Here is a 21755-nt window from a genome sequence, read left to right as displayed (position 1 = left end):
CATGTTAAATATTTGGTTAACCCTTATTGTAATTATTTTTATCGTTTATATTCTACGCCTAGTTGCAAAGAAAGTCGTTGAACTGAGAAATGTCATCTCTTGGCTTATTCTTTGTATCGTCTCGTTGCCAGTCATTTGGTTTCCTAATTTGATTGGACAGGTATCAAAAATGTTAGGAATTCAAGTTCCAAGCAATCTAATCTTTTTCTTAGGATTCTGTTTACTTGTCTATTTAAACTTCTCTTTAACTCGGATTACCTCAAAACAATCCGTTCAAATTCGACAATTGTCTCAGAAGATTGCATTACAGGTAAAAGAGCATGAAGAATAATCAACCTGTTTCAACGGAGAAGGTGTATTTTTGGAATCTGTTAGGGAACTTGGCATTTGCTGGATCATCTGTACTATTTACATTGATCGTTACACGCATGACCTCGCCAATGGAAGCAGATTCTTTTAGTCTTGCCTATGGGATTGCTGCGATTCTAGTAGTAGTAGGCATGTTTCAAGTTCGAAGCTACCAAGGGACAGATGTTCTCTTTAGACACTCCTTTACCAGTTACAGTATTGCCAGATGTCTCTCTTTCCTACTCATGATGGCGATCTTTTTTCCTTACCTTTTTGTTTCAGGAATTGATCTACATGAGAGTTCAAAAATTGCGATTATTGGCTTGTACGTTCTATTTCGTATGTGTGAGGCAATTTCAGATCTTTTCCAAGGATTGTTTCAACGTCACGAACGATTAGATATCGCTGGCAAATCAATGACCATTCGTTATTCTTTCAGCACGATTCTTTTGTTGGCATTTTTGCTTATTACAAAGTCATTAACACAATCATTGCTTTACTTAGTTGTTTTAAACTTTATCTTTGTATTTTGTTATGATTATGTAAAATCAAAAGAATTTGAAACAATTGATTTCTCAGTAAAAAATCTCAAAAGAGACCTATTTGATGCGATCACTATTTTAAAGAATTGTATTCCTCTCTTCATTAGTGGATTTTTACTAGCTTATATTTTCAATGAGCCTAGAATCGCGATTGACTCTGAAATTAGACTGGGACACTTTATTGCAGGGACACAACGGGACTTTAATATTTTGTTTATGCCTGTCTTTTTTATGAGTCTCTTTATTTTAATTCTTAGACCCTTAACAACGCAATTAGCGATCTTATGGAAGAATAAAGAATTGAAAAAATTTGATGCCATCATTGCGAAGATGTTTGTCATTGTTTTGGGTGTCGGCTTGGTATTAACTGTGCTAGCTTATTTGATCGGGACGCCGATATTAAGTCTTGTTTTTGGTTTACCTTTAAACCAGCATAGTACTACCCTAGCCATCCTTGTTTTTTCTGGAATTCTGTATTCTATTGGGATTGTTTTTGGGGATGTCATGACGGTTATTCGAAAACAAACGTATCTATTGCCTGTGTATTTATTCATGTTTATAGCTTCCAAATTGACAAATAATGATTTGGTACAAAAAATGGGACTTCTAGGTGCGTCTTTAAGCTTTTTCATCGTGATGTCTGTTTATTTTAGTGGAAGTTTACTTGCTTATTTTATTGCAAGAAAAATAGAAAGGAAGGACTATGCTCATTAATCAACAACATACGTGGGTGATTTGTGCTTATGGTGAGAGCGAATACTTGGAAGCTTGTATTCAATCCTTGAAGAATCAAACTCTCCAATCACAGATTATCTGTTACAGTTCAACACCACTGGATTCGATCAAGGAACTTTGTCAGCGTTATGCTATTCCATTTTACACCAAGCAAGGTGGTGGGATTGGTAAGGATTGGAACAATGCCATGTCTTTTGTAGAGACGAAGTATGCTACCATCGCCCATCAGGATGATTATTATGAGCCGGACTATGCTGAGAAAGTTTTGGCTAAGATGGAAAAAAATCAAGATGTGTTGATTGGGTATTCTGATTATTTTGAAGAAAAAGATGGCCATAAGATTCCTGCGAATACAAATCTGAAGATCAAAACCTTGATGTTAAAAACCATGAATCTTTTTCCTGCTAGTCACTTTTGGCGAAACCGTGTAATGGCTTTTGGGAATCCGATTTGTTGTCCAGCTGTCACCTATAATCGTGAAAATTTGAAGAATTTCTATTTTGATGAAGGAATGAGAGTGAGTTTGGATTGGTACGCATGGTATAAGATCAGCGAGTACAAAGGTCGTTTTGCTTATGTATCTGACAAACTCATGTGCCACCGTATCCATGGAGAGTCTGAAACATCAAAAACCATTGCAGACAATACGCGTAGTAAAGAAGATCTATACATGTACCAACTCTTCTGGCCTAAATGGATGGCCAAGTTGTTGATGAGACAATATGTGAAGAGTCAAAATTCGAATAAGTAGGAGAAACTGATGGGATATTTTGTTGATAGTTATGAGCGAAATAAAAAGTATTTAGTAACTTTCGCAGTTTTGGCCTTTTGTATTGCAGTGATTTATACAAAGCGCTTAGTAGATTTTCCTAAAATTGGTGTAGCGTTATTTGTTGTATTGGCTTTTTTCATTTTTCTTTTACCGAAGAAGAGTGTTGGGACATTCCTTGCGATGCTCATTGGTGGTCTGTCCTTTGCTTTCATTACACCCGTTTTGAATACACCAGATGAACAAGTTCACCTTTCAAGAACCATTCATATTGTGGAAGGCAACGTCAATATGGGGAATAAAAACATCCATATTACGGAAGATTACTTTGATGTTTATAAGAACTTCAAAAAACCATTTACTAAATCTTCTTTATTTGAAGAAGGGCAGACGACCAAACAAGTGAAGTTTGGGAAAGAAACAGATTACAGGGCAACCAACTCATATTGGTTTATTGGTTATATCCCTCAGGCTCTTGGATTTGGGATTGGAAAATTTTTGAATTTGAGTGTAGGAGTCTCCTATTATCTTGGTCGAATTTTTAATGTCATTGCTTACTGTATTTTAGCTCTCATTGCCATTAAATTAAGTGGGAAAGCGAAGCAGTTGATGACAATGGTAACAATGTTTCCAATGAACCTGGTTCTAGCTGCTTCTTATAATCAAGATAGTGTAGCCTTAGGTTTAACCTACATCATTATTGGACTGTTTTTGAATTATGTAACAGATGATGAAAAAGTAGTTAAAATAAAGGATTTATTGCTTTATGCTTTCCTTTGCGTGATCCTTGTAACAATGAAGCTTCCTTATGTCTTGCTTGTGGGATTATTGCTATTTATACCGAAAAAGAAAACGCAATGTAAAAACTACTATCTCATTTCTCTCGCTTTGATTATCTCAGTCTTTGTCTTTACGATTTTTTGGTATGTTCTTACCCAGCAAGTTCGAATTGAGAACTTTAAACTGGAGGGCGCAGATGTAAAAGGGCAAATTAGTAGCATCATTTCAAAACCTCATTGGTATCTTCCAGTGATTTTGAAGGAGATGTTATTATCAGTCAGTCATTTGAATCAACTCTATACCTTTGGTTGGTTAGATTTGTCGATGTCAGAAGTCCTTATTCCAATTTATGCTCTTTATACTTTGATTACTTTTTCAAATATTGGGAAAATCAAACTTCCTAAAGTATCAGTAGTAGGAGCAAGTTTGGTTTCTTTTGCAATTGTTGGTTTAATTTCTTTGACCTTGTATCTGACCTGGACACCAGTTGGAAATTTTGAAGTTTTAGGAGTTCAAGGCCGATATTACTTAGGTGTTGTCGCTCTTTGTCTACCAGTTATTTGTAGTTTATTTAAGCAAAGAGTTCCAGATGAACAAAAGTTCTCTGATCATTTTGTGGTACAAAGTAGTCTCATTATTTTATCTCTAACATTACTACAAACCATCTCTGTTTTATATGCTGCAGTTTAATTAAAAGACTAAAATAAGTTATTACTAGGGGAAACCCTAGTTTTTTGTTACAATAGAAAGTGAATAAGTCAAGGAGTAAGAGATGACCATATCAGTTGTAGTCCCATGTTTTAACGAAGAAGAATCCATTCCATTGTTTTATCGAGAGATGGAACGTGTTCGGATGAAAATGGGAGAAAAGTTTGAATATATTTTTATAAATGATGGCTCTTCAGATGGTACGCTATCCGTTCTTCGAAAGCTACATGTTACAGATTCAAATGTGCACTACCTTTCTTTTTCTCGAAATTTCGGGAAAGAGGCGGCGCTGTACGCTGGACTTGAACGTGCTAATGGCGAATATGTGACGGTTATGGATGTAGATTTGCAGGACCCACCGGAGTTATTGATCGAAATGAAGCAGAAGTTGGAGGAACAACCAGATCTAGACTGCGTCGGAACGAGACGCGTAACCCGTGATGGGGAACCGCCGATCCGCTCTTTCTTTGCGCGGATGTTTTATAAATTAATCAATCATATTAGCCAAGTGGAAATGGTGGACGGGGCCCGTGATTTCCGTTTGATGCGACGTCCAATGGTTGATGCTATCATGGAATTATCGGAGTACAATCGTTTCTCAAAAGGAATTTTTGCTTGGGTAGGATTTGAGACAGAATACCTCGAATATAAAAATGTAGAGCGTGTGGCAGGAGAGACGTCCTGGAATTTTTGGTCCCTCTTTAAGTATTCGATTGAAGGGATTGTCAATTTCTCGGATGCTCCATTAAACATTGCTTTTATTGGTGGACTGTTATCTTGGATTTTGGCCTTTATCATGATGATTTTGATTGTAATCCGCACCTTGGTCTTTGGGGATCCTACTTCAGGTTGGCCATCTCTTATGACAGTGATTCTTTTCCTGGGAGGGTTCCAATTATTGACCATCGGGATTTTAGGGAAATATATTGGTAAGATCTTCATGGAAACCAAGAAACGTCCAATCTATGTGATCAAAGAGAAAAGTGAAGAATGAAGAATATCCTAAGTATGAGTCTTGCTGCTAAGCAAAGGATAGATAGATTTTACGAGGGAATGGATCGGCTCCTCGATAAGATCAATCAGTTGGATATGGTAAAAGGGATCCGCAGTTATATTGACCGGCTTATAGATGTTTTCAACCAAATCAGCAATAAGTTGGTCTTTCTATTACTAACTTCCTATGCGCTCATTTTTACATTTGTATCTTTCAATCTGATCAATTTTCAAAGTCGCTCATATGACTATGTCTTCCATTTATCCCGCATTGTCGGCTTAGCAGAGTCCATTGAGCATTGGGATTTACTCCCCAATCTGAATTTTTTATTTGCATTCGGTACGGGATATGCTTCTCCTATGTTTTATGGAAATTGGCAGTTTTATCCGTCAGCCATCGTTTATATGATGACCAACGATGGAAATCTTGCTTATTCTATATTTGCATTTTTGATCACTCTTGGTACAAGCCTAACAAGTTATATTGTTGTTTCAAAAATAGTAAAAAATAAGCTGACTGGTATAGTAGTGGCCTTGACCATTCCTTGTTATTACACCTTATTTGGTTTTGGAATGACCATGGTAGTGCCACTTGTCCCAATTCTTATTTATTCTATTTATCGTGTGCTCTACTTAAACAAAAAGAACCCTCTTTATTTGGGGATTGTAGTAGCGCTTTTAATTCAAACCCATATTTTATCAACGATCATATTAGCAATTTTTTCTGCGGTATTTTTATGTTTAAATTATAAAAGGATCACACTTGAAAAGATTATCTCTTTTGTATTTTCTATCTTGTTTGCCTTATGTTTGTCGGCAGGATACATTTTTCAATATCTGGAACAGGTTTCATCACAAAAATTTTTCTTCACATGGACAGCGAGAAATTTTCCTGTCAATGTGAAAGATACTTTTTTGGTTCCTTTTCCATTTCAAGCAGATCGATATGGTTTTTATAAACCTTTCACACCATTAGAGTGGCCGATCCATCAATTCGTACGAGATGGCCTATTCTATGCGAGTATGATGGTGATCTTATTTTATCGCCGTCTAGGGAGTTTAAGTAAAACCATATTTTGGACTTGTTGGATCTTATATTTTTCTGCAACGAGTCTTCTGCCTTGGAATTCCGTATTGAAATACACTTTTTTAGGGAGTATGCAGTATTCAGGGCGTCTATTGTTTTTCATTCCCCTCTTGTTCCTATTCTTTCTTGCTGTAACAAATAGAAATGGATTTTTCTCTATTGTCTTATGCATCTTGAGTTTAACTTTCTATTTCAATCATGTTGTCCCTCAATTTGATACCTCTTCAAAAAACTATAAACAGATGCGGGATGATAATAAAAAGAATGAAAAATTACTGAAATCAGTATATAGAGGGGACAAATCAAAATATATTGATCCTGTAGGTGATGAATATTATAATCTTGATATCAATAACCAAGATATACGCTTACCACAATTTACAGAATTTCAAACAGCTAAGGATGTAAAAATATCAACTATTAAAAAGAGATACAATCTTTTAGAATTCGATATAGAGGTTCCTGATGATAAAAAAGAAACAACTATTTCTATACCAATGATATGGTACAAAGGATATCGCGCAGAATATTCTAAGGGTGCAGAAGGTTCTCAACCTGTGTTGAAACAGCGTGCTTTTACCGAATCAGAATTAAAAGAAAATAAAAAAGATCGGAAACCAACTGTCTCAGAAAAGGTTTTAAATAACGGAAAAATTTATTTATCTATTCGAAATTCTGGCCATGTCAAAGTTTCTTATCACAAGACATTTATACAGAATCTTGGTTTCATGATAGAATGGATCTCTTGGATACTGGTATTCTTTATTTTTAAGCAGAAGTATTCAAAAAATAAGGAGCAATTCCCATCTTAAAAAGCAGAAAACTTCTGCTTTTTTTGCTATAATGATAGGGAAAAAGCATTTGAAAGGAATTTAACATGATTTTAATTACAGGTGCAAATGGTCAACTTGGAACGGAGCTTCGCCATTTGTTAGATGAACGAAATGAAGAATATGTAGCTGTTGATGTAGCTGAAATGGACATCACAAATGCAGAGAAAGTAGACGAGGTATTTGAGGAAGTAAAACCAACCTTGGTATATCACTGTGCTGCCTATACAGCTGTTGATGCGGCAGAAGAAGAAGGAAAAGAGTTGGACTATGCCATCAATGTGACTGGTACGGAAAATGTAGCAAAGGCATCTGAAAAGCATGGTGCAACCTTGGTCTATATCTCAACCGACTACGTTTTTGACGGTAAAAAACCAGTTGGACAAGAATGGGAAGTAGACGATCAACCAGATCCTCAAACTGAGTACGGTCGTACCAAACGTATGGGAGAAGAATTGGTTGAGAAACATGTTTCCAATTTCTATATCATCCGTACAGCTTGGGTCTTCGGGAACTACGGTAAGAACTTTGTCTTCACCATGCAAAACCTTGCCAAGACTCACAAAACACTTACGGTCGTTAATGATCAACATGGTCGTCCAACCTGGACACGTACTCTTGCAGAGTTTATGACTTATTTGGCTGAAAACCGTAAGGAATATGGTTATTACCACTTGTCAAATGATGCGAAAGAAGATACAACTTGGTATGACTTTGCAGTTGAAATCCTCAAAGATACGGATGTAGAAGTGAAACCAGTGGATTCTAGCCAATTCCCAGCTAAAGCGAAACGTCCACTGAACTCAACAATGAGTTTGGCAAAAGCGAAAGCTACAGGATTCGTTATTCCAACTTGGCAAGATGCCTTGAAAGAATTTTATAAACAAGAAGTGAAATAAGAGAAATTTGAAGCGGCCCTTGAGGGTCGCTTTTCTGTTTGGATTAGGCAAAAAGCCTAGAAAATGGTATAATTGAATAGACTGTAAATGATTTGAAAGGGAACTCTATGCAACATGTTTTTATTATCGGAAGTCGTGGGCTTCCGGCTCAATATGGCGGTTTTGAGACTTTTGTGGACCAATTGGTTTCGTATCAAGTGTCTCCAGATATCCAATATCATGTTGCCTGCCTTTCTAATGATCAAGCTTTTCAACATTTTGACTACAAGGGTGTCGATTGTTTTACCATTAAAGCCCCTAAGCTTGGGCCTGCGCGGGTCATTGCCTATGATATGATGGCCATCAGCTATGCCCTGAAGGTCATCGAGAAGCAAGGAATTGAAAAGCCGATTTTTTATGTTTTGGGCAATACCATTGGTGCTTTCGTAGCACCTTTTGCGCGCAAGATCCATAAAATGGGTGGCCAATTTTATATCAATCCAGATGGACTGGAGTGGAAGCGGGCCAAGTGGGCCAAACCGATCCAAGCCTATCTCAAGTATTCTGAAAAAATCATGACGCGCCATGCTGACTTGGTGATTTCTGACAACCCGGGTATTGAGTCTTATATCAAGGAAGCCTATCCTTGGTCCAAGACGACCTATATTGCCTATGGGACGGACTTGTCTCCAACCAGCCTAAGTAGTCAGGATAATAAGGTCCGAGAATTCTATCACAAGTGGCAGACTCAGGAGAAAAACTATTACCTAATTTTGGGCCGTTTTGTCCCAGAAAATAATTACGAGACCGCCATTCGTGAATTTATGGCCTCTTCCACCAAAAGGGATTTGGTGATCATTTGTAACCAGGAAGGCAATCCTTATTTTGAGGAGCTCCGAGATTGTACTGAATTTGATCAGGATCCACGCGTCAAGTTTGTAGGAACGGTCTATGACCAAGACCTGTTGAAGTATATCCGTAAAGAAGCCTTTGCCTATATCCATGGTCATGAAGTGGGCGGAACCAATCCGGGTCTCTTAGAGGCTCTTGCTCACACGGATCTGAATTTAGTTTTAGGAGTCTCCTTTAACCAAACGGTTGCCAAGGACACAGCTCACTATTGGACTAAAGAAACTGGAAATTTGGCGCATTTGATTGATCAGGTCGATCCTTTAGAAGATGTATCTGAATGGGGTCAACGTGCCAAGGCCAATATGAAGCAAAACTTTACCTGGGAAAAAATTGTAGGTGAGTACGAGGAATTATTCTTATCATGAAAGTAAATATCTTGTTGTCCACCTATAATGGTGAACAGTATCTAAAAGAGCAGGTCAAAAGTATCCAAGACCAGACTTATCAAGACTGGAAACTCTTGATCCGAGATGATGGGTCGACAGATGGTACGGTGAAGATTATTCAAGAGTTGGTGGCCCAGGATGAGCGCATTCGTTTTATCAATCAAGGAGCTATCGAAAATCTCGGTGTTATCAAGAGCTTCCATGCGCTTCTGAAATACGAGAAAGCAGATCTTTATTGCTTCAGTGACCAAGATGATGTCTGGCTTCCTGAAAAAATTGCTCTTCAAGTAGCAGAAGCCGAGAAGCATCCTCAAGAAATGCCTTTGCTGGTCTACACCGATTTAAAAGTAGTCGATGAAAACTTGAATGTTCAGCATGAGAGTATGATTCGCACCCAGTCTGATCATGCCAATACAGAATTGATTCAAGAGTTGACGGAAAATACGGTAACTGGCGGTGTAGCCATGATTAACCACGCGCTGGCTGACTTATGGACGGGTCAAGAAAAACATGCACTTCTTATGCATGATTGGTATTTGGCCTTGTTGGCAACTGCATTTGGGAAGCTCATCTATATCGATCGGCCAACAGAATTGTACCGTCAGCACAGTAGCAATGTTCTGGGGGCTCGTACCCTTAGAAAACGGGTTAAAAATTGGGTTCGCCCTCATATTCTTTTTGCTAAATATTGGAATCTCATTGAGTCCAGTCAAGAACAAGCAAAAAATCTATTGGATCTGCCTGTCAGTTCCCAAACTAAAGAAATCATTGAAAACTTTGTCACCATTATGGATGTTTCACTAAAAGAACGTTTGAGACGGATTCGTCAGTACGGTTACCGGAAGAACCGGGCTTTTCATACGGTTGTGTTTACCAGCTTGATTCTGACAAAGTTTGCATATCGAGGTAAAAAATAATGTTTGACGTTTTTAGTCAGAAAAATCGAATTTTATTAAGAGAATTAATCAAAACAGACTTTAAATTACGTTACCAAGGATCAGCAATCGGTTATCTTTGGTCGATTTTAAAGCCCCTGATGACCTTTACGATCATGTATATTGTCTTCATCCGATTCTTACGCTTGGGTGGAGATGTGCCCCATTTCCCAGTTGCCCTCTTGTTGGCCAATGTAATCTGGGGCTTTTTCTCAGAAGCAACATCTATGGGGATGGTGTCTATTGTTAGTCGAGGCGACTTGTTGCGAAAATTGAACTTCTCCAAACACATCATTGTCTTGTCTGCGATTTCAGGAGCAGCGATTAACTTTGTCATTAACCTGGTTGTTGTCTTGATTTTTTCATTCTTTAATGGGGTGACATTCTCTTGGACAGCTTTGATGGTGATTCCGCTATTCTTTGAGTTGTTCTTGATGGCGACAGGATGTGCATTGATCTTAGCGACATTTTTTGTCCGTTTCCGTGACCTAGGTCAAGTCTGGGAAGTACTCCTGCAAGCCGGCCTGTATGCGACGCCAATTATCTATCCAATTACCTTTATTGCAGACCGCAATCCCTGGGCTGCTAAGTTGGTCATGATGAATCCTTTGGCCCAAATTATTCAAGACATGCGATACTTCTTGATTGATAAGGCCAACACCCCTGTCTGGCTTTTGGTGGAAAATAAGTTCTTGGTTTTGATTCCTTATGTTTTACCAATTCTTATTTTTGTTGCTGGCTTTGCTTACTTTAACAAACATGCTAAGAAATTTGCGGAGATTCTCTAATGACAGATAAACAAATTGCAGTAAAAGTAGACCATGTCAGCAAGTACTTTAAGTTGCCAACAGAGGCGACCAATAGTCTTCGAACTGCCCTGGTCAATCGCTTCAAAGGAATCAAAGGCTATAAAGAACAACATGTGCTTAAGGATATTTCTTTTGAAGTAGAAAAAGGAGACTTTTTCGGGATCCTCGGAAGAAATGGTTCTGGAAAATCGACTCTCTTGAAAATTATTTCTGAAATCTATGTGCCAGAAAAAGGCACCGTCACCATCGATGGGAAACTGGTGTCCTTTATTGAGCTTGGAGTGGGCTTTAACCCAGAACTGACAGGTCGAGAAAATGTCTATATGAATGGAGCTATGCTGGGTTTCTCGACAGCTGAAATTGATGCCATGTATGATGATATCGTAGACTTTGCTGAGTTGCATGAATTCATGAACCAAAAGCTTAAGAACTACTCATCAGGCATGCAGGTTCGCTTAGCCTTTTCAGTTGCCATTAAGGCCCAAGGAGATATCTTGATTTTGGACGAGGTCCTAGCAGTAGGAGATGAGGCCTTCCAGCGCAAGTGTAATGATTACTTCCAAGAACGCAAGAAATCAGGGAAGACCACGATACTGGTTACCCATGATATGGGAGCTGTCAAGAAATATTGTAACAAGGCTGTTTTAATTGAAAATGGTTTGGTGAAGGCTTTAGGGAGTCCAGAAAATGTTGCCAATCAGTACAGTTTTGATAATACAGCTCCTTTGCAACAGGGAGGAGAAGCTAATGGAGCAGGTAATTCAAACCAGGAAGAAAATGTCTTGGTTGAAAATTTTCAGCTTCAGTTGTTAAGCTCAAACAAATTACGTCCTCAAGATCCTATTCAGTTTCAGATTGATTTTGATGTTCGTGAAGATATCAGGACCTATATCGCTCTGTCTTTAACAGATATCGATCGGAACATTTGGATCTACAATGATAATTCTATGAATCAACTGATGAGTGGAACTGGGCATAAAACGGTTCATTATACTTGTTCACTGCCAACTGTAAATGACTTAAAAATGAAATTGGAAGTGACAGTAAGGGATGAGGAAGGGCAGATGTTGGCCTTTTCAGATGCCACTCAGACCCCACTGATCTTTATCAATCGAGATGATATCGCTTTGGATGATAAATCAGCAATGGATTCGGCAAGTGGCTTAATCCAACGCAATGGAACATGGTCAATGACTGACTAGACTGAGGGAAATATGGAAACGACGCCTTTTGTTTCGATTATTTGTACGGTTTTTAATAAAGAGCCCTGGCTAAAGAAGACGATTGATAGCTTCTTAGCCCAACAAACTGAGTTTGATTATGAGATTATCTTGGTAGATGATGCTTCAAGCGATGGATCTCGTTCTATCATTCAGGATTATCAAGCCAACTACCTTGATCTGATTCGTGCCTTTTATCAGGATGAGAATCAGGGAATTTCTAAAACCTGGGTCTCTATCTGTAAAGAAGCACGTGGAAAGTATATTGCCCGCTGTGACGGAGATGATTTTTGGTTAGACCCTTTAAAACTTCAGAAACAGGTTGACTTATTAGAAAGTGAGCCTGATTGCAAATGGTCCAATACAGATTTTGATATTTATGGTGAAAATGGAACTCTCATTTCTAAGGCTGGCTTTGCTAATCATACGATTCCATTAGCAGATACCTATGAAAAGATGCTTGCAACAAGAGGTTTTACCATGGCCTCTACATGGCTAGTTGAAAGAGATCTGATGTTAGAAGTCAATCAAGAGTTAGATTTAACGACATCAGATGATACTTTCAACCTCCAATTGGAACTCTTTCAACGGACTTCTTTAGCCTATCTGGATGAAGCGACAGTTGCTTATACCATTAATCAAGGATCGGATTCTCGTCCTACTGATTTTAAAAAATTAGAACATCGTTTTCATAAGTTGCTACAAACACAACTGGACTATCTTGATAAATATCCAAATGCCGATTATAAAGAGATGACGAAGATCCTTTTAGATCGTAATAATACTTATGAGATTCGCCTTTCCAAACCAATGGATTCTCTTTCACACATCGGAATGGAGTCTGTTACAATTTATTTTGGTGACGAAGAAAATACTTATTCGGAAGATCGTACCATGACCAAACTTCTTCAAAAAGAAGATAGTCTGGCAATCGAAATTCCGAAGGGAACTTCTGTTATCCGAGTTGATCTGTCTGAAAGTCCAAGTTATTACTCTGATGTTGAATTGAGAGATTCTAACGGAAAGGTTTACTCGCCAGTTTATAGTAACGGAGTCATTGTTGATGGTTACTTTTTCTTTAGCGAACCGGATCCACAACTGATCTATGATGTTAAGGAAGAAGGAGAATATAGATTAAGTTATAAGATGATTCCTGTCGATGATATAGCTGCACCGGATTATATTGGAAAAGTTTTTGCAGCTGAGTTCTTGGATAGTCAGAATAGAATAAAAAAACTTGAGGCTGATCTAGAAGCTACGAAAGTAGCATATAACGCCGTTATCACATCCAAACGTTGGACCATTCCAACAAAGATCTTGAAATTCTTAAGAATAAGGAAATAATATGCAACGTTTACTTTTATATGTCCACTTCAATAAATTTAACTTTATCAGTGGACATGTACTTTACCAATTAGAAAAAATCCGCCCCTTGTATTCACGGGTGGTCTTTATCTCCAATAGTCAGCTACCAGAAGATATGAAGGATCATTTGTTCTCGCAACAGTTGGTAGACGATATTCTAGAGCGCCAAAATAGTGGCTTTGACTTTGCGGCGTGGCGGGATGGAATGAAGACAGTCGGCTTTGATCAACTGGCTCACTTTGATTCTGTTACCCTCATGAATGATACCTGCTTTGGACCGCTTTGGGATCTAGAACCTATTTATCAGCAGTTTGAACATGATGATGAAGTAGATTTCTGGGGTATGACCAATTACCGGAAAGACAAGGATTTTAACGAGCATATTCAGAGTTATTATCTCAGTTTTAAAAAACAGGTGCTGACATCAAACGCCTTCCCAGAATTTTGGCAGGGTGTTCAAGACTTCACCAATGTTCAAGATGTGATTGATCACTACGAGACCAAGGTCACAACGAATTTCTTGGATGCTGGTTTTCGCTATAAAACTGTTTTTGATACCATTCATGAAGACACCACAGGGATGCTCTATCCAGACTTTTCTTACTACAATCCTACAGCGATTCTCCGTCATAAGGTTCCTTTTATCAAAGTCAAAACCATTGCGAATAATGAAGGAATCATTCCTTACATTTTTGACGAATTGGAACGTATATCGGACTATCCATTAGATTTGATCCTCAACCACATGTCTATGATTGATCGTCCGGACTATCCTTATCTCTTGTCTCGTAAGTACTTGAAAAATCAGGAATTAGCTGGAGAGTTCGGTAAAAAAGTTGCTGTTCATCTTCATGTCTTTTATGTGGACCTCTTGGAAGAATTTCTAGATGCTTTCCAAGCTTTTCATTTTGCTTATGACTTATGGATCACGACAGATGTAGAAGAGAAGAAGCAGACTATTGAGAAAATTCTTTCTCATCGAGCACAAGATGCCACGGTTTTGGTGACTGGAAACATTGGACGGGATGTATTGCCAATGCTGCTCTTAAAAGAGCAACTTTCTCAATATGATTATGTTGGCCATTTCCATACTAAGAAATCCAAAGAAGCAGATTTCTGGGCAGGTGAATCTTGGCGCAAAGAATTGATCGAGATGTTGGTCAAACCGGCTGATCAAATCCTAGCCAATATGGAAGCCAATCCAAAAGTCGGAATCACTATCGCAGATATTCCAACCTTCTTCCGTTACAATCGAATAGTGGTTGCCTGGAATGAAGCCCTCATTTCACCAGAGATGAACAAGCTCTGGGAACGGATGGGAGCGACCAAGACGATTGACTTCAAAAATCTCAATACCTTCATTATGAGTTATGGGACTTTTGTTTGGTTTAAATACGATGCTTTGAAACCACTCTTTGACTTGAATTTGACAGCAGCAGATGTTCCAGCAGAACCTCTACCACAGAATTCAATCCTTCATGCGATTGAACGCTTGTTGATCTACATTGCTTGGGATCAAAAATATGACTTTAGAATCTCTCAAAACCCACATGTTCTGACACCGTTTATCGATAATAAGCAATTGAACAATCGTGAGGATCTCCAACCGCATACCTTTGTGGACTTTAATCAAATAGGAGGGATTAAAGGGGCCTTGAAGTATATTGTGATTGGACCAGCAAGAGCTGTGAAATATATACTAAAAAGAATGATAAAGAAAGTGAAATAATGAAACGGAAAAAAGAGTTTAATATTAAGAAATTTATCCTCTCAGTTTTATCAAAAGTCTCAAGAACCCAGTGGTATTATGTGATTACTTTCGTTCTATTTTCTTTTTTTAATTTTTATCTAGCCCAGAATAATCTTGCTGTTCACAACAAGGCAACTGGTACAGTCTTACAATATGTCAATTTTTTAGGAATTTTATTTGGAATAAGTTTCCTACTATTAGTTCCAATATTATCCCAGTTCAATTTTAAAAAATGGTTTCCATTCAAACTGGTTGTCAGTTATTTGGTTTACAATACTCTATCTTATTTGACGGAAATCACGATCTATTTGAATAATCCAAAATACAAGGTTTGGAATTTTGATCAGAATCCATTCTTTAGAACGGATTCCTTCCTTGTCATTTTCCTTCTGTTTGCTTCTACAGGTGGTTTGGTTCTATTGCGACAGCATTATGATAAGCTACCAAGTCGGAAAAAAGGAGGAGAAGAGATTGGCGAGAACTATCAGTATCTGGTCTTGTCGCAACTCTTGATCACCTTTATCGTAACAGACAAAAATTTTTCGACCCTGATTTACAGGACAGATAATTTTTTGTATAAGGCCTTTGAAATTGGCAAATACTCAGCTCAGCAATTTTGGTTAACAAATGAATTCTTATACATTCTCTTTCCATTGATTTCCTTACTTGGATTCTTGTATACAAAAGGGCAGCGAGATTTCGTCAAGAACAAACCGAGTTTCTCTTTAGTGTTCTTCTCTAGTACCACTATTGCAATTGTATTGAATTATTTTATCCAATTCAGTTTAGGTCGAACAGAACCCTTCTTAGGCGTTCATTACACGATTCCAGATGCCATCTTATTTCAGATCCTTATTTTGACAGCGATCCTTATCTTTGTATACATTTGTATCAATCAATATTGGATTGCTACCTGTCTCATTTCCATTGTATCTATAGCTTTTGTAGTTGCAAATTCCATCAAGTTTGGCATGAGGAATGAGCCGGTTTTACCAAGTGATTTAACTTGGTTGACCAAACCAATGACGCTTTTGAGCTTTGTGGACAAAGCGCAAATGTTTTACATCTTTTTATTGGTGGCCTTCCTGGTTTGTCTACTGATTGTCGGGAAAAAGTACCTCTTTAAAGGAAGAATTATTTCTTCATGGAAAATACAAATCGGAGCTATTGCAGTGATGCTCTTATGTTTTAAGAGTGTCAATGGGATATTCAGTGATAAAGAAAACGGGAAGATCAAGGCTAATGTACCAATTATAAGTACCCTGAACAATTACCAGGATATTAATTGGCTAGGGAATACGACCAATGCACGTTATAAGGGCTTGTCTTATGTTTGGATGAATCAATTGACGACGGAGGTTGTTCCAAAACCGGATGGTTATTCCAAAGAACGTCTTGAGAAAATAGCTCAAAAATATACCAACTTGTCGAATGAGATCAATAAGGAGAGAAGTAACTACTTAAACGATCAAACGGTCATTTATATTCTGAGTGAAAGTTTTTCTGATCCTAGAAAGGTCGAGGGAGTAGAGCTTACGCAAAATCCGATTCCCAATATTGAGAACATCATGAAGACCCATACGAGTGGGCAAATGCAATCGGATGGATATGGTGGCGGAACTGCAAATATGGAGTTCCAGACTCTGACAGGTTTACCTTTCTATAATTTATCACAAACTGTATCTGTCTTGTATACAGAAGTCCTTCCTAAGATCCATGATGTGCCGTCTATCAGTAATGCATACTCAAAACAGAATAAGGTTGCTGTTCACTTAGCAGGTAAATCGAATTATTCTCGGGATATCGTGTATTCGAGATTGGATTTCAAAGATTTTATTACGACGGATACAAAGGGAATCAAGTACAGAAAAGAAGGAATTAGTCCGAGTGATGAATCCACCTATAATATTGTATTGGATAACTTAAACGACAAAACCGGACAATTCTTTTCTGTGATGACCATGCAAAATCATACCCCATGGTTAGAAGCAAATCCAGAAACCTTGGATGCCAAAGGTAAAGGTTTTAGTGATGAAGAAAATTCAAAACTGACTTTCTACAGTCGTTTACTTTCACAAACTGACACTGCTACCCAATCCTTCCTGGAAAGTCTTTCTAAAATAGATAAGAAGATTACAGTGGTATTTTATGGGGATCATTTGCCAGGTCTTTATCCTGAGTCCGCCTTTAAGAATAATCCGGAGAGTCAGTATCAGACAGACTACTTTATTTGGAGTAATTTTGATGCACCGAAATTGAACTATCCTTTGGTCAATTCAAGTGATTTCTCAGCTATGGTCTTTGAACAGACCAATTCAAAAGTTTCGCCTTACTATGCTTTGTTGACAGAAGTATTGAAAAAAGCAAGTGTCGATAAAAAGGCTTTAGAAGGGGAAGCGCAAGAAATTGCAGAGGATTTGAAAATGGTTGAATACGACTTGATTAGTGGGAAAGGTTACCTTTCTAAAGACTTCTTTAAAGTCCCAACCAACAAATCCAATTAAAAGGAGTGCTAGCAGGTAAAAATCTTTGTGATTTTGGCTGTCTGGCTCCCTTTTTTTTGTTTTTTATGCTAAACTATTAGATGGGGGTATGCTCATGATTAAGATATTTGGAAAGGTCCATTATCATTGGCAACCGGACTTATCTATTCTTGTGACTTATTGGTCCATTGCAGTGATTCCGGTCTTTATTGGACTGGCCTTGATGTATGAGAGCTCTAGTGTGCCAACGCTAGTTTTGTTTTCGTTCTTTTTATTTATGGTCTTGCTCGCGATTGGGGTCCATCGTTACTTCACGATCTATGAGGATGGGATCTTGCGGATTATTACAGCTAATCCTTTTACTCCAATCAAGGTGAAGATTGACTCGATTGAAAAGGTCGAAGTAAATAAGAAATCGATCAAGCTCATTTTTAATGATGGTTCGCGCAGTCGGACATTCTGTATGCGTAAATGGCCGAAGAAATATTTTATCAATGCACTTGCCTTAAATCCTTATTTTAAGGGAGAAGTAATCCTGACGGACAATTTCATCCATGTGGATTACTATGAGATGTATTATGCAGACAAATAAAAAGCCCTCTTAATCTTTTAAGAGAGCATGAGTGGGGCATTCTTTAATAGCCTCGAGAACATCGTTTGTGACAGGGACTTCCTTTTCAAGGAGGTCGTCGTCTTCAGTAGCAAATTTAACGATGCCATTGTCATGGTAATCAAATAATTCAGAATAGGTCTGACAGAGACCGCAAGCGATGCAACGATCTGGTATTAACGTAACTTTCATACTTCTATTGTAATGATTTTTACGAGAAAAAACAAGGAGGAAGTCATGGCAAAAGAACCATGGGAAGAAGATATTTACGATGATGGAGAAGAAACATTGAAAAGAACGAGTAAGTTAAATGGAATAAAGGCAGATCGTCTGTTGACGATTTTAGCCATTATTTTCTTTGTAGTAGTAGTGGCGATGGTCTGCTTGTTGATTTTCCTTTCAACAGGTGGCAGCAATAAATCAAAACAAATGTCTGGTTTCTACAATGGAGAGACTAAGGTTGAACAGAAATCATCAGCCCCTGCAGCACAAACTGACCAAGCGCCTAAAGACGATAGTTCAAAAGATGAGAACTCTGAAGAAGGCACGATCACTGTTCAAGCAGGTGAAGGGGAAGCAGCGATTGCTGCGCGTGCTGGTATTTCCATTGCCCAATTGGAACAGTTAAATCCATCTCACATGTCTACAGGATCTTGGTATGCCAATCCTGGTGATGTCGTTAAGATTCAGTAGGAGTTGAGGACAACATGAAACAAATTCAAATTGCCATTGATGGACCGGCTTCTAGTGGAAAATCCACAGTTGCAAAGATCATTGCCAAGGATCTAGACTATACGTATCTAGACACAGGAGCTATGTACCGTGCGGCGACTTATCTAGCTTTGCAAAATAATCTGACAGCTGAACAGGTTGATGACCTCTTAGCCCTTTTAGATCAGTATCCAATTAGTTTCGGTCGATCGGAAGAAGGAGAGCAACTTGTCTTTGTAGCAGACGTGGATATTACCCACCCAATTCGCGATAACCAAGTGACCAACAATGTTTCATGGGTTGCAGCGCTTGCGCCAGTCCGTGAAAAACTTGTCGCTCTACAGCAAGAAATTGCAGCAGAGGGGGGCATCGTTATGGATGGACGCGATATTGGGACGGTCGTCCTTCCACATGCAGAGTTGAAGATCTTTTTGGTCGCTTCTGTTGAGGAGCGGGCAGAACGTCGTTATAAGGAAAATGTTGAAAAGGGCATTACAGCGGATCTTGAATTGTTGAAAAAAGAAATCGCCGAGCGGGACTATAAGGACAGCCACCGTGCCGTTTCTCCTTTGAAACCTGCAGCTGATGCCATTCATTTTGACACAACGGGTGTTGGAATTGCAGACGTTGTTGCATTTATTGAAGAAAAAGCAAAAAAAATTCTTGACAAAGAATAAAAAACTTGATATCATATAAAAGTTGAGAAAAGCAGAAGTGAGAACTTCTCGCCTTGTGACGCAAGTTGCCTGGCCCCTACGGATCAAGTTTCAGTAATGAAATACATCATGTAGTTCGGGCCTGTTTTGCAGGTCCGTTCTTTGTTTTTCTCGAATAATAAAAAAGAGGTGAAAACCATAGCAAAGCAAGACTTATTCATCAATGATGAAATTCGTGTACGTGAAGTTCGCTTAATCGGTCTTGAAGGTGAGCAATTGGGTATCAAACCACTTAGCGAAGCGCAAGCACTTGCGGACGACGCTAATGTTGACTTGGTTCTCATTCAACCTCAAGCTAAACCTCCTGTTGCGAAAATTATGGACTACGGTAAGTTCAAATTTGAGTACCAGAAGAAGCAAAAAGAACAACGCAAAAAACAAAGCGTTGTGACCGTGAAAGAAGTTCGTTTGAGCCCAGTGATTGACAAGGGTGATTTCGATACAAAACTTCGCAATGCTCGCAAATTCCTTGAAAAAGGAAATAAAGTGAAGGTATCCATTCGCTTTAAGGGTCGTATGATTACCCACAAAGAGATTGGTGCTAAAGTTTTAGCCGACTTCGCTGAAGCGACACAAGATGTGGCAATCATCGAACAACGAGCTAAGATGGATGGACGTCAAATGTTCATGCAATTGGCGCCAGCAACTGACAAGAAATAATCTGTCAGAAAGTTAAAAAAAGGAGAAAATATCATGCCAAAACAAAAAACACACCGCGCATCAGCTAAACGTTTCAAACGTACAGGTTCTGGTGGACTTAAACGTTTCCGTGCTTACACTTCTCACCGTTTCCACGGAAAAACTAAGAAACAACGTCGTCATCTTCGTAAAGCATCTATGGTGCATGCAGGAGATTTCAAACGTATCAAAGCAATGCTTACTCGCTTGAAATAATCGCGTATTCGTAAGTAAAGAATTCTAGGAAATATTGGAGGAAATATAAATGGCACGTGTTAAAGGTGGCGTTGTATCACGCAAACGTCGTAAACGTATTCTTAAATTAGCTAAAGGTTACTATGGAGCTAAACATATCTTGTTCCGTACTGCAAAAGAACAAGTAATGAACTCTTACTACTATGCATACCGTGACCGTCGTCAAAAGAAACGTGACTTCCGTAAATTGTGGATCACACGTATCAATGCGGCAGCTCGTTTGAACGGACTTTCATACTCACAATTGATGCATGGTTTGAAATTGGCTGAGATCGAAGTTAACCGTAAAATGCTTGCTGACTTGGCTGTTAACGATGTAGCAGCTTTCACAGCTCTTGCAGATGCAGCTAAAGCAAAACTTGGTAAATAATGTTTATAATAGGCTGGGCAAAAGTTGTCCAGCCTTTGATGTATGATAGAAATAACTGTATGACGCAGTGGTTGATTGGTATCTTTATTCGCTTTTTAAGCTCTAAAGATGACCTATGTTGACGGAAACTATGTTTCCTTTATCTGCAACCTTCAACAGTCTCCCAGACTGTTGAAGCTGTGCGGGGGTGGGAAAACGAACTCTTTTTTACTAGTCAGAGTTCTTTCCCACTCCCTTTTTTTCTTGTTGATTTCATGCTATAATGAAAATAATCGTAACCGATATGAGGAGGATATAAAGGTGACACACAATCGACTAGCATGGGACGAATATTTTGCAGCACAGGCCTTACTGATTTCGAATCGAGCGACCTGTAATCGAGCTAAGGTTGGGGCTGTACTGGTAAAGGATAATAAGGTCATTGCAACAGGTTATAATGGATCCGTTTCGGGGACAGATCATTGTCTAGAGGATGGCTGTCTTATGGTCGAGGGACACTGTGTCCGGACGATTCATGCGGAAGTCAATGCTATTTTGCAAGGAGCTGAACGTGGAATTCCCAAAGGCTTTACAGCTTATGTGACGCATTTTCCTTGTCTCAATTGTACCAAGCAATTGCTTCAAGTCGGCTGCAAGCGGGTGGTATATATCCATCAGTACCGCATTGATGAATATGCCGAGTATCTTTACCGTGAAAAAGAAGTAGAACTGGTCAATTTACCAATTGAAGAAGTGAAACGAGCTATTGCTGAGGCTGATTTTATTTAGGGAAGCTTCCAGTCTATTTCATGATATGTTAGCAATCTAATTGAAAACCTGTTCAAATTAATGTTTAAGAGATAGCATTGAATAGATGGCTATCATGAAAAGAATAATGGAATCAAG

The 21755-nt window shown here is 38.5% G+C and carries 22 protein-coding genes and 1 other annotated feature; of the genes, 21 read left to right on the top strand and 1 reads right to left on the bottom strand.

The features are described from left to right. Position 1: 1 nt before the first annotated feature. The 15 genes from SM122_RS03350 (at position 2) to SM122_RS03280 (ending at position 18122) form a co-directional block, all read left to right on the top strand. Complete coding sequence (locus SM122_RS03350) at positions 2-331, top strand: DUF2304 domain-containing protein (protein ID WP_155168995.1); 330 nt, start codon at positions 2-4, stop codon at positions 329-331. Further along, complete coding sequence (locus SM122_RS03345; RefSeq protein WP_125826270.1) at positions 321-1604, top strand: lipopolysaccharide biosynthesis protein; 1284 nt, start codon at positions 321-323, stop codon at positions 1602-1604. Before SM122_RS03350 ends, SM122_RS03345 begins: the two co-directional genes overlap by 11 nt. Continuing rightward, on the top strand, positions 1600-2376 hold the full coding sequence (locus SM122_RS03340; RefSeq protein WP_125826376.1) for a glycosyltransferase family 2 protein: 777 nt from the start codon (positions 1600-1602) through the stop codon (positions 2374-2376). The genes SM122_RS03345 and SM122_RS03340 overlap by 5 nt, the downstream gene beginning before the upstream one ends. Before the next feature lie 9 nt (positions 2377-2385). Continuing rightward, on the top strand, positions 2386-3864 hold the full coding sequence (locus tag SM122_RS03335) for a DUF2142 domain-containing protein (RefSeq protein ID WP_155168999.1): 1479 nt from the start codon (positions 2386-2388) through the stop codon (positions 3862-3864). 82 nt (positions 3865-3946) lie between these two features. Continuing rightward, complete coding sequence (locus SM122_RS03330; RefSeq protein ID WP_155169001.1) at positions 3947-4876, top strand: glycosyltransferase family 2 protein; 930 nt, start codon at positions 3947-3949, stop codon at positions 4874-4876. Continuing rightward, positions 4873-6774 (top strand): hypothetical protein, encoded by a 1902-nt coding sequence (locus SM122_RS03325; protein WP_155169003.1) that lies wholly within the window; start codon positions 4873-4875, stop codon positions 6772-6774. The genes SM122_RS03330 and SM122_RS03325 overlap by 4 nt, the downstream gene beginning before the upstream one ends. A gap of 65 nt (positions 6775-6839) precedes the next feature. Beyond that, entirely contained in the window at positions 6840-7691 is an 852-nt protein-coding gene (rfbD, locus tag SM122_RS03320; protein ID WP_061590794.1) for a dTDP-4-dehydrorhamnose reductase, read from the top strand. A 107-nt stretch (positions 7692-7798) separates the two neighbouring features. Continuing rightward, a complete protein-coding gene (cps2T, locus tag SM122_RS03315; RefSeq protein WP_155169005.1) occupies positions 7799-8947 on the top strand; it encodes a beta 1-4 rhamnosyltransferase Cps2T in 1149 nt (382 codons plus the stop codon). After that, positions 8944-9885: a glycosyltransferase family 2 protein gene (locus SM122_RS03310; RefSeq protein ID WP_155169007.1), complete on the top strand. Its 942-nt coding sequence runs from the start codon at positions 8944-8946 to the stop codon at positions 9883-9885. The genes cps2T and SM122_RS03310 overlap by 4 nt, the downstream gene beginning before the upstream one ends. Then, the gene (locus SM122_RS03305; RefSeq protein WP_003003247.1) at positions 9885-10691 is read left to right on the top strand and encodes an ABC transporter permease; all 807 of its coding nucleotides are present in this window, start codon (positions 9885-9887) and stop codon (positions 10689-10691) included. Before SM122_RS03310 ends, SM122_RS03305 begins: the two co-directional genes overlap by 1 nt. Further along, on the top strand, positions 10691-11914 hold the full coding sequence (locus tag SM122_RS03300; protein ID WP_003015769.1) for an ABC transporter ATP-binding protein: 1224 nt from the start codon (positions 10691-10693) through the stop codon (positions 11912-11914). Before SM122_RS03305 ends, SM122_RS03300 begins: the two co-directional genes overlap by 1 nt. Positions 11915-11926: 12 nt before the next feature. Next, positions 11927-13276, top strand: a complete 1350-nt coding sequence (locus SM122_RS03295) for a glycosyltransferase (RefSeq protein WP_155169009.1) — start codon at positions 11927-11929, stop codon at positions 13274-13276. Position 13277: 1 nt separating this feature from the next. Further along, entirely contained in the window at positions 13278-15026 is a 1749-nt protein-coding gene (locus tag SM122_RS03290) for a rhamnan synthesis F family protein (RefSeq protein WP_155169011.1), read from the top strand. Then, complete coding sequence (locus tag SM122_RS03285) at positions 15026-17551, top strand: LTA synthase family protein (RefSeq protein ID WP_155169013.1); 2526 nt, start codon at positions 15026-15028, stop codon at positions 17549-17551. The genes SM122_RS03290 and SM122_RS03285 overlap by 1 nt, the downstream gene beginning before the upstream one ends. Positions 17552-17645: 94 nt before the next feature. Further along, positions 17646-18122 (top strand): EbsA family protein, encoded by a 477-nt coding sequence (locus SM122_RS03280; protein WP_003003650.1) that lies wholly within the window; start codon positions 17646-17648, stop codon positions 18120-18122. Between the two features lie 9 nt (positions 18123-18131). On the opposite strand, the gene SM122_RS03275 is transcribed toward SM122_RS03280, so the two are convergent. Beyond that, positions 18132-18332: a ferredoxin gene (locus tag SM122_RS03275; RefSeq protein WP_155169015.1), complete on the bottom strand. Its 201-nt coding sequence runs from the start codon at positions 18330-18332 to the stop codon at positions 18132-18134. A 45-nt stretch (positions 18333-18377) separates the two neighbouring features. Here SM122_RS03275 and SM122_RS03270 point away from each other — a divergent pair, with 45 nt between their 5' ends. The 6 genes from SM122_RS03270 (at position 18378) to SM122_RS03245 (ending at position 21638) form a co-directional block, all read left to right on the top strand. Beyond that, positions 18378-18833: an SAG1386/EF1546 family surface-associated protein gene (locus SM122_RS03270; protein ID WP_155169016.1), complete on the top strand. Its 456-nt coding sequence runs from the start codon at positions 18378-18380 to the stop codon at positions 18831-18833. A gap of 14 nt (positions 18834-18847) precedes the next feature. Further along, positions 18848-19528 (top strand): (d)CMP kinase, encoded by a 681-nt coding sequence (gene cmk, locus SM122_RS03265; protein ID WP_155169018.1) that lies wholly within the window; start codon positions 18848-18850, stop codon positions 19526-19528. Positions 19529-19551: 23 nt separating this feature from the next. After that, positions 19552-19680 (top strand) — a sequence feature (ribosomal protein L20 leader region). Between the two features lie 16 nt (positions 19681-19696). Further along, on the top strand, positions 19697-20227 hold the full coding sequence (gene infC, locus SM122_RS03260; protein ID WP_003003721.1) for a translation initiation factor IF-3: 531 nt from the start codon (positions 19697-19699) through the stop codon (positions 20225-20227). 33 nt (positions 20228-20260) lie between these two features. Continuing rightward, entirely contained in the window at positions 20261-20461 is a 201-nt protein-coding gene (gene rpmI, locus SM122_RS03255) for a 50S ribosomal protein L35 (protein WP_003003453.1), read from the top strand. A 49-nt stretch (positions 20462-20510) separates the two neighbouring features. Next, complete coding sequence (rplT, locus tag SM122_RS03250; RefSeq protein WP_037596870.1) at positions 20511-20870, top strand: 50S ribosomal protein L20; 360 nt, start codon at positions 20511-20513, stop codon at positions 20868-20870. 300 nt (positions 20871-21170) lie between these two features. Continuing rightward, positions 21171-21638, top strand: coding sequence for a deoxycytidylate deaminase (locus tag SM122_RS03245; RefSeq protein ID WP_049490930.1), 468 nt, complete (start codon positions 21171-21173; stop codon positions 21636-21638). Positions 21639-21755 lie beyond the last annotated feature (117 nt).

Origin of the sequence: Streptococcus gingivalis, assembly GCF_035544715.1 — a bacterium.
Taxonomy (GTDB): domain Bacteria; phylum Bacillota; class Bacilli; order Lactobacillales; family Streptococcaceae; genus Streptococcus; species Streptococcus gingivalis.
The sequence above is the reverse complement of the archived record's forward strand: the minus strand, read 5'-3'. Positions and strand labels throughout refer to the sequence as shown.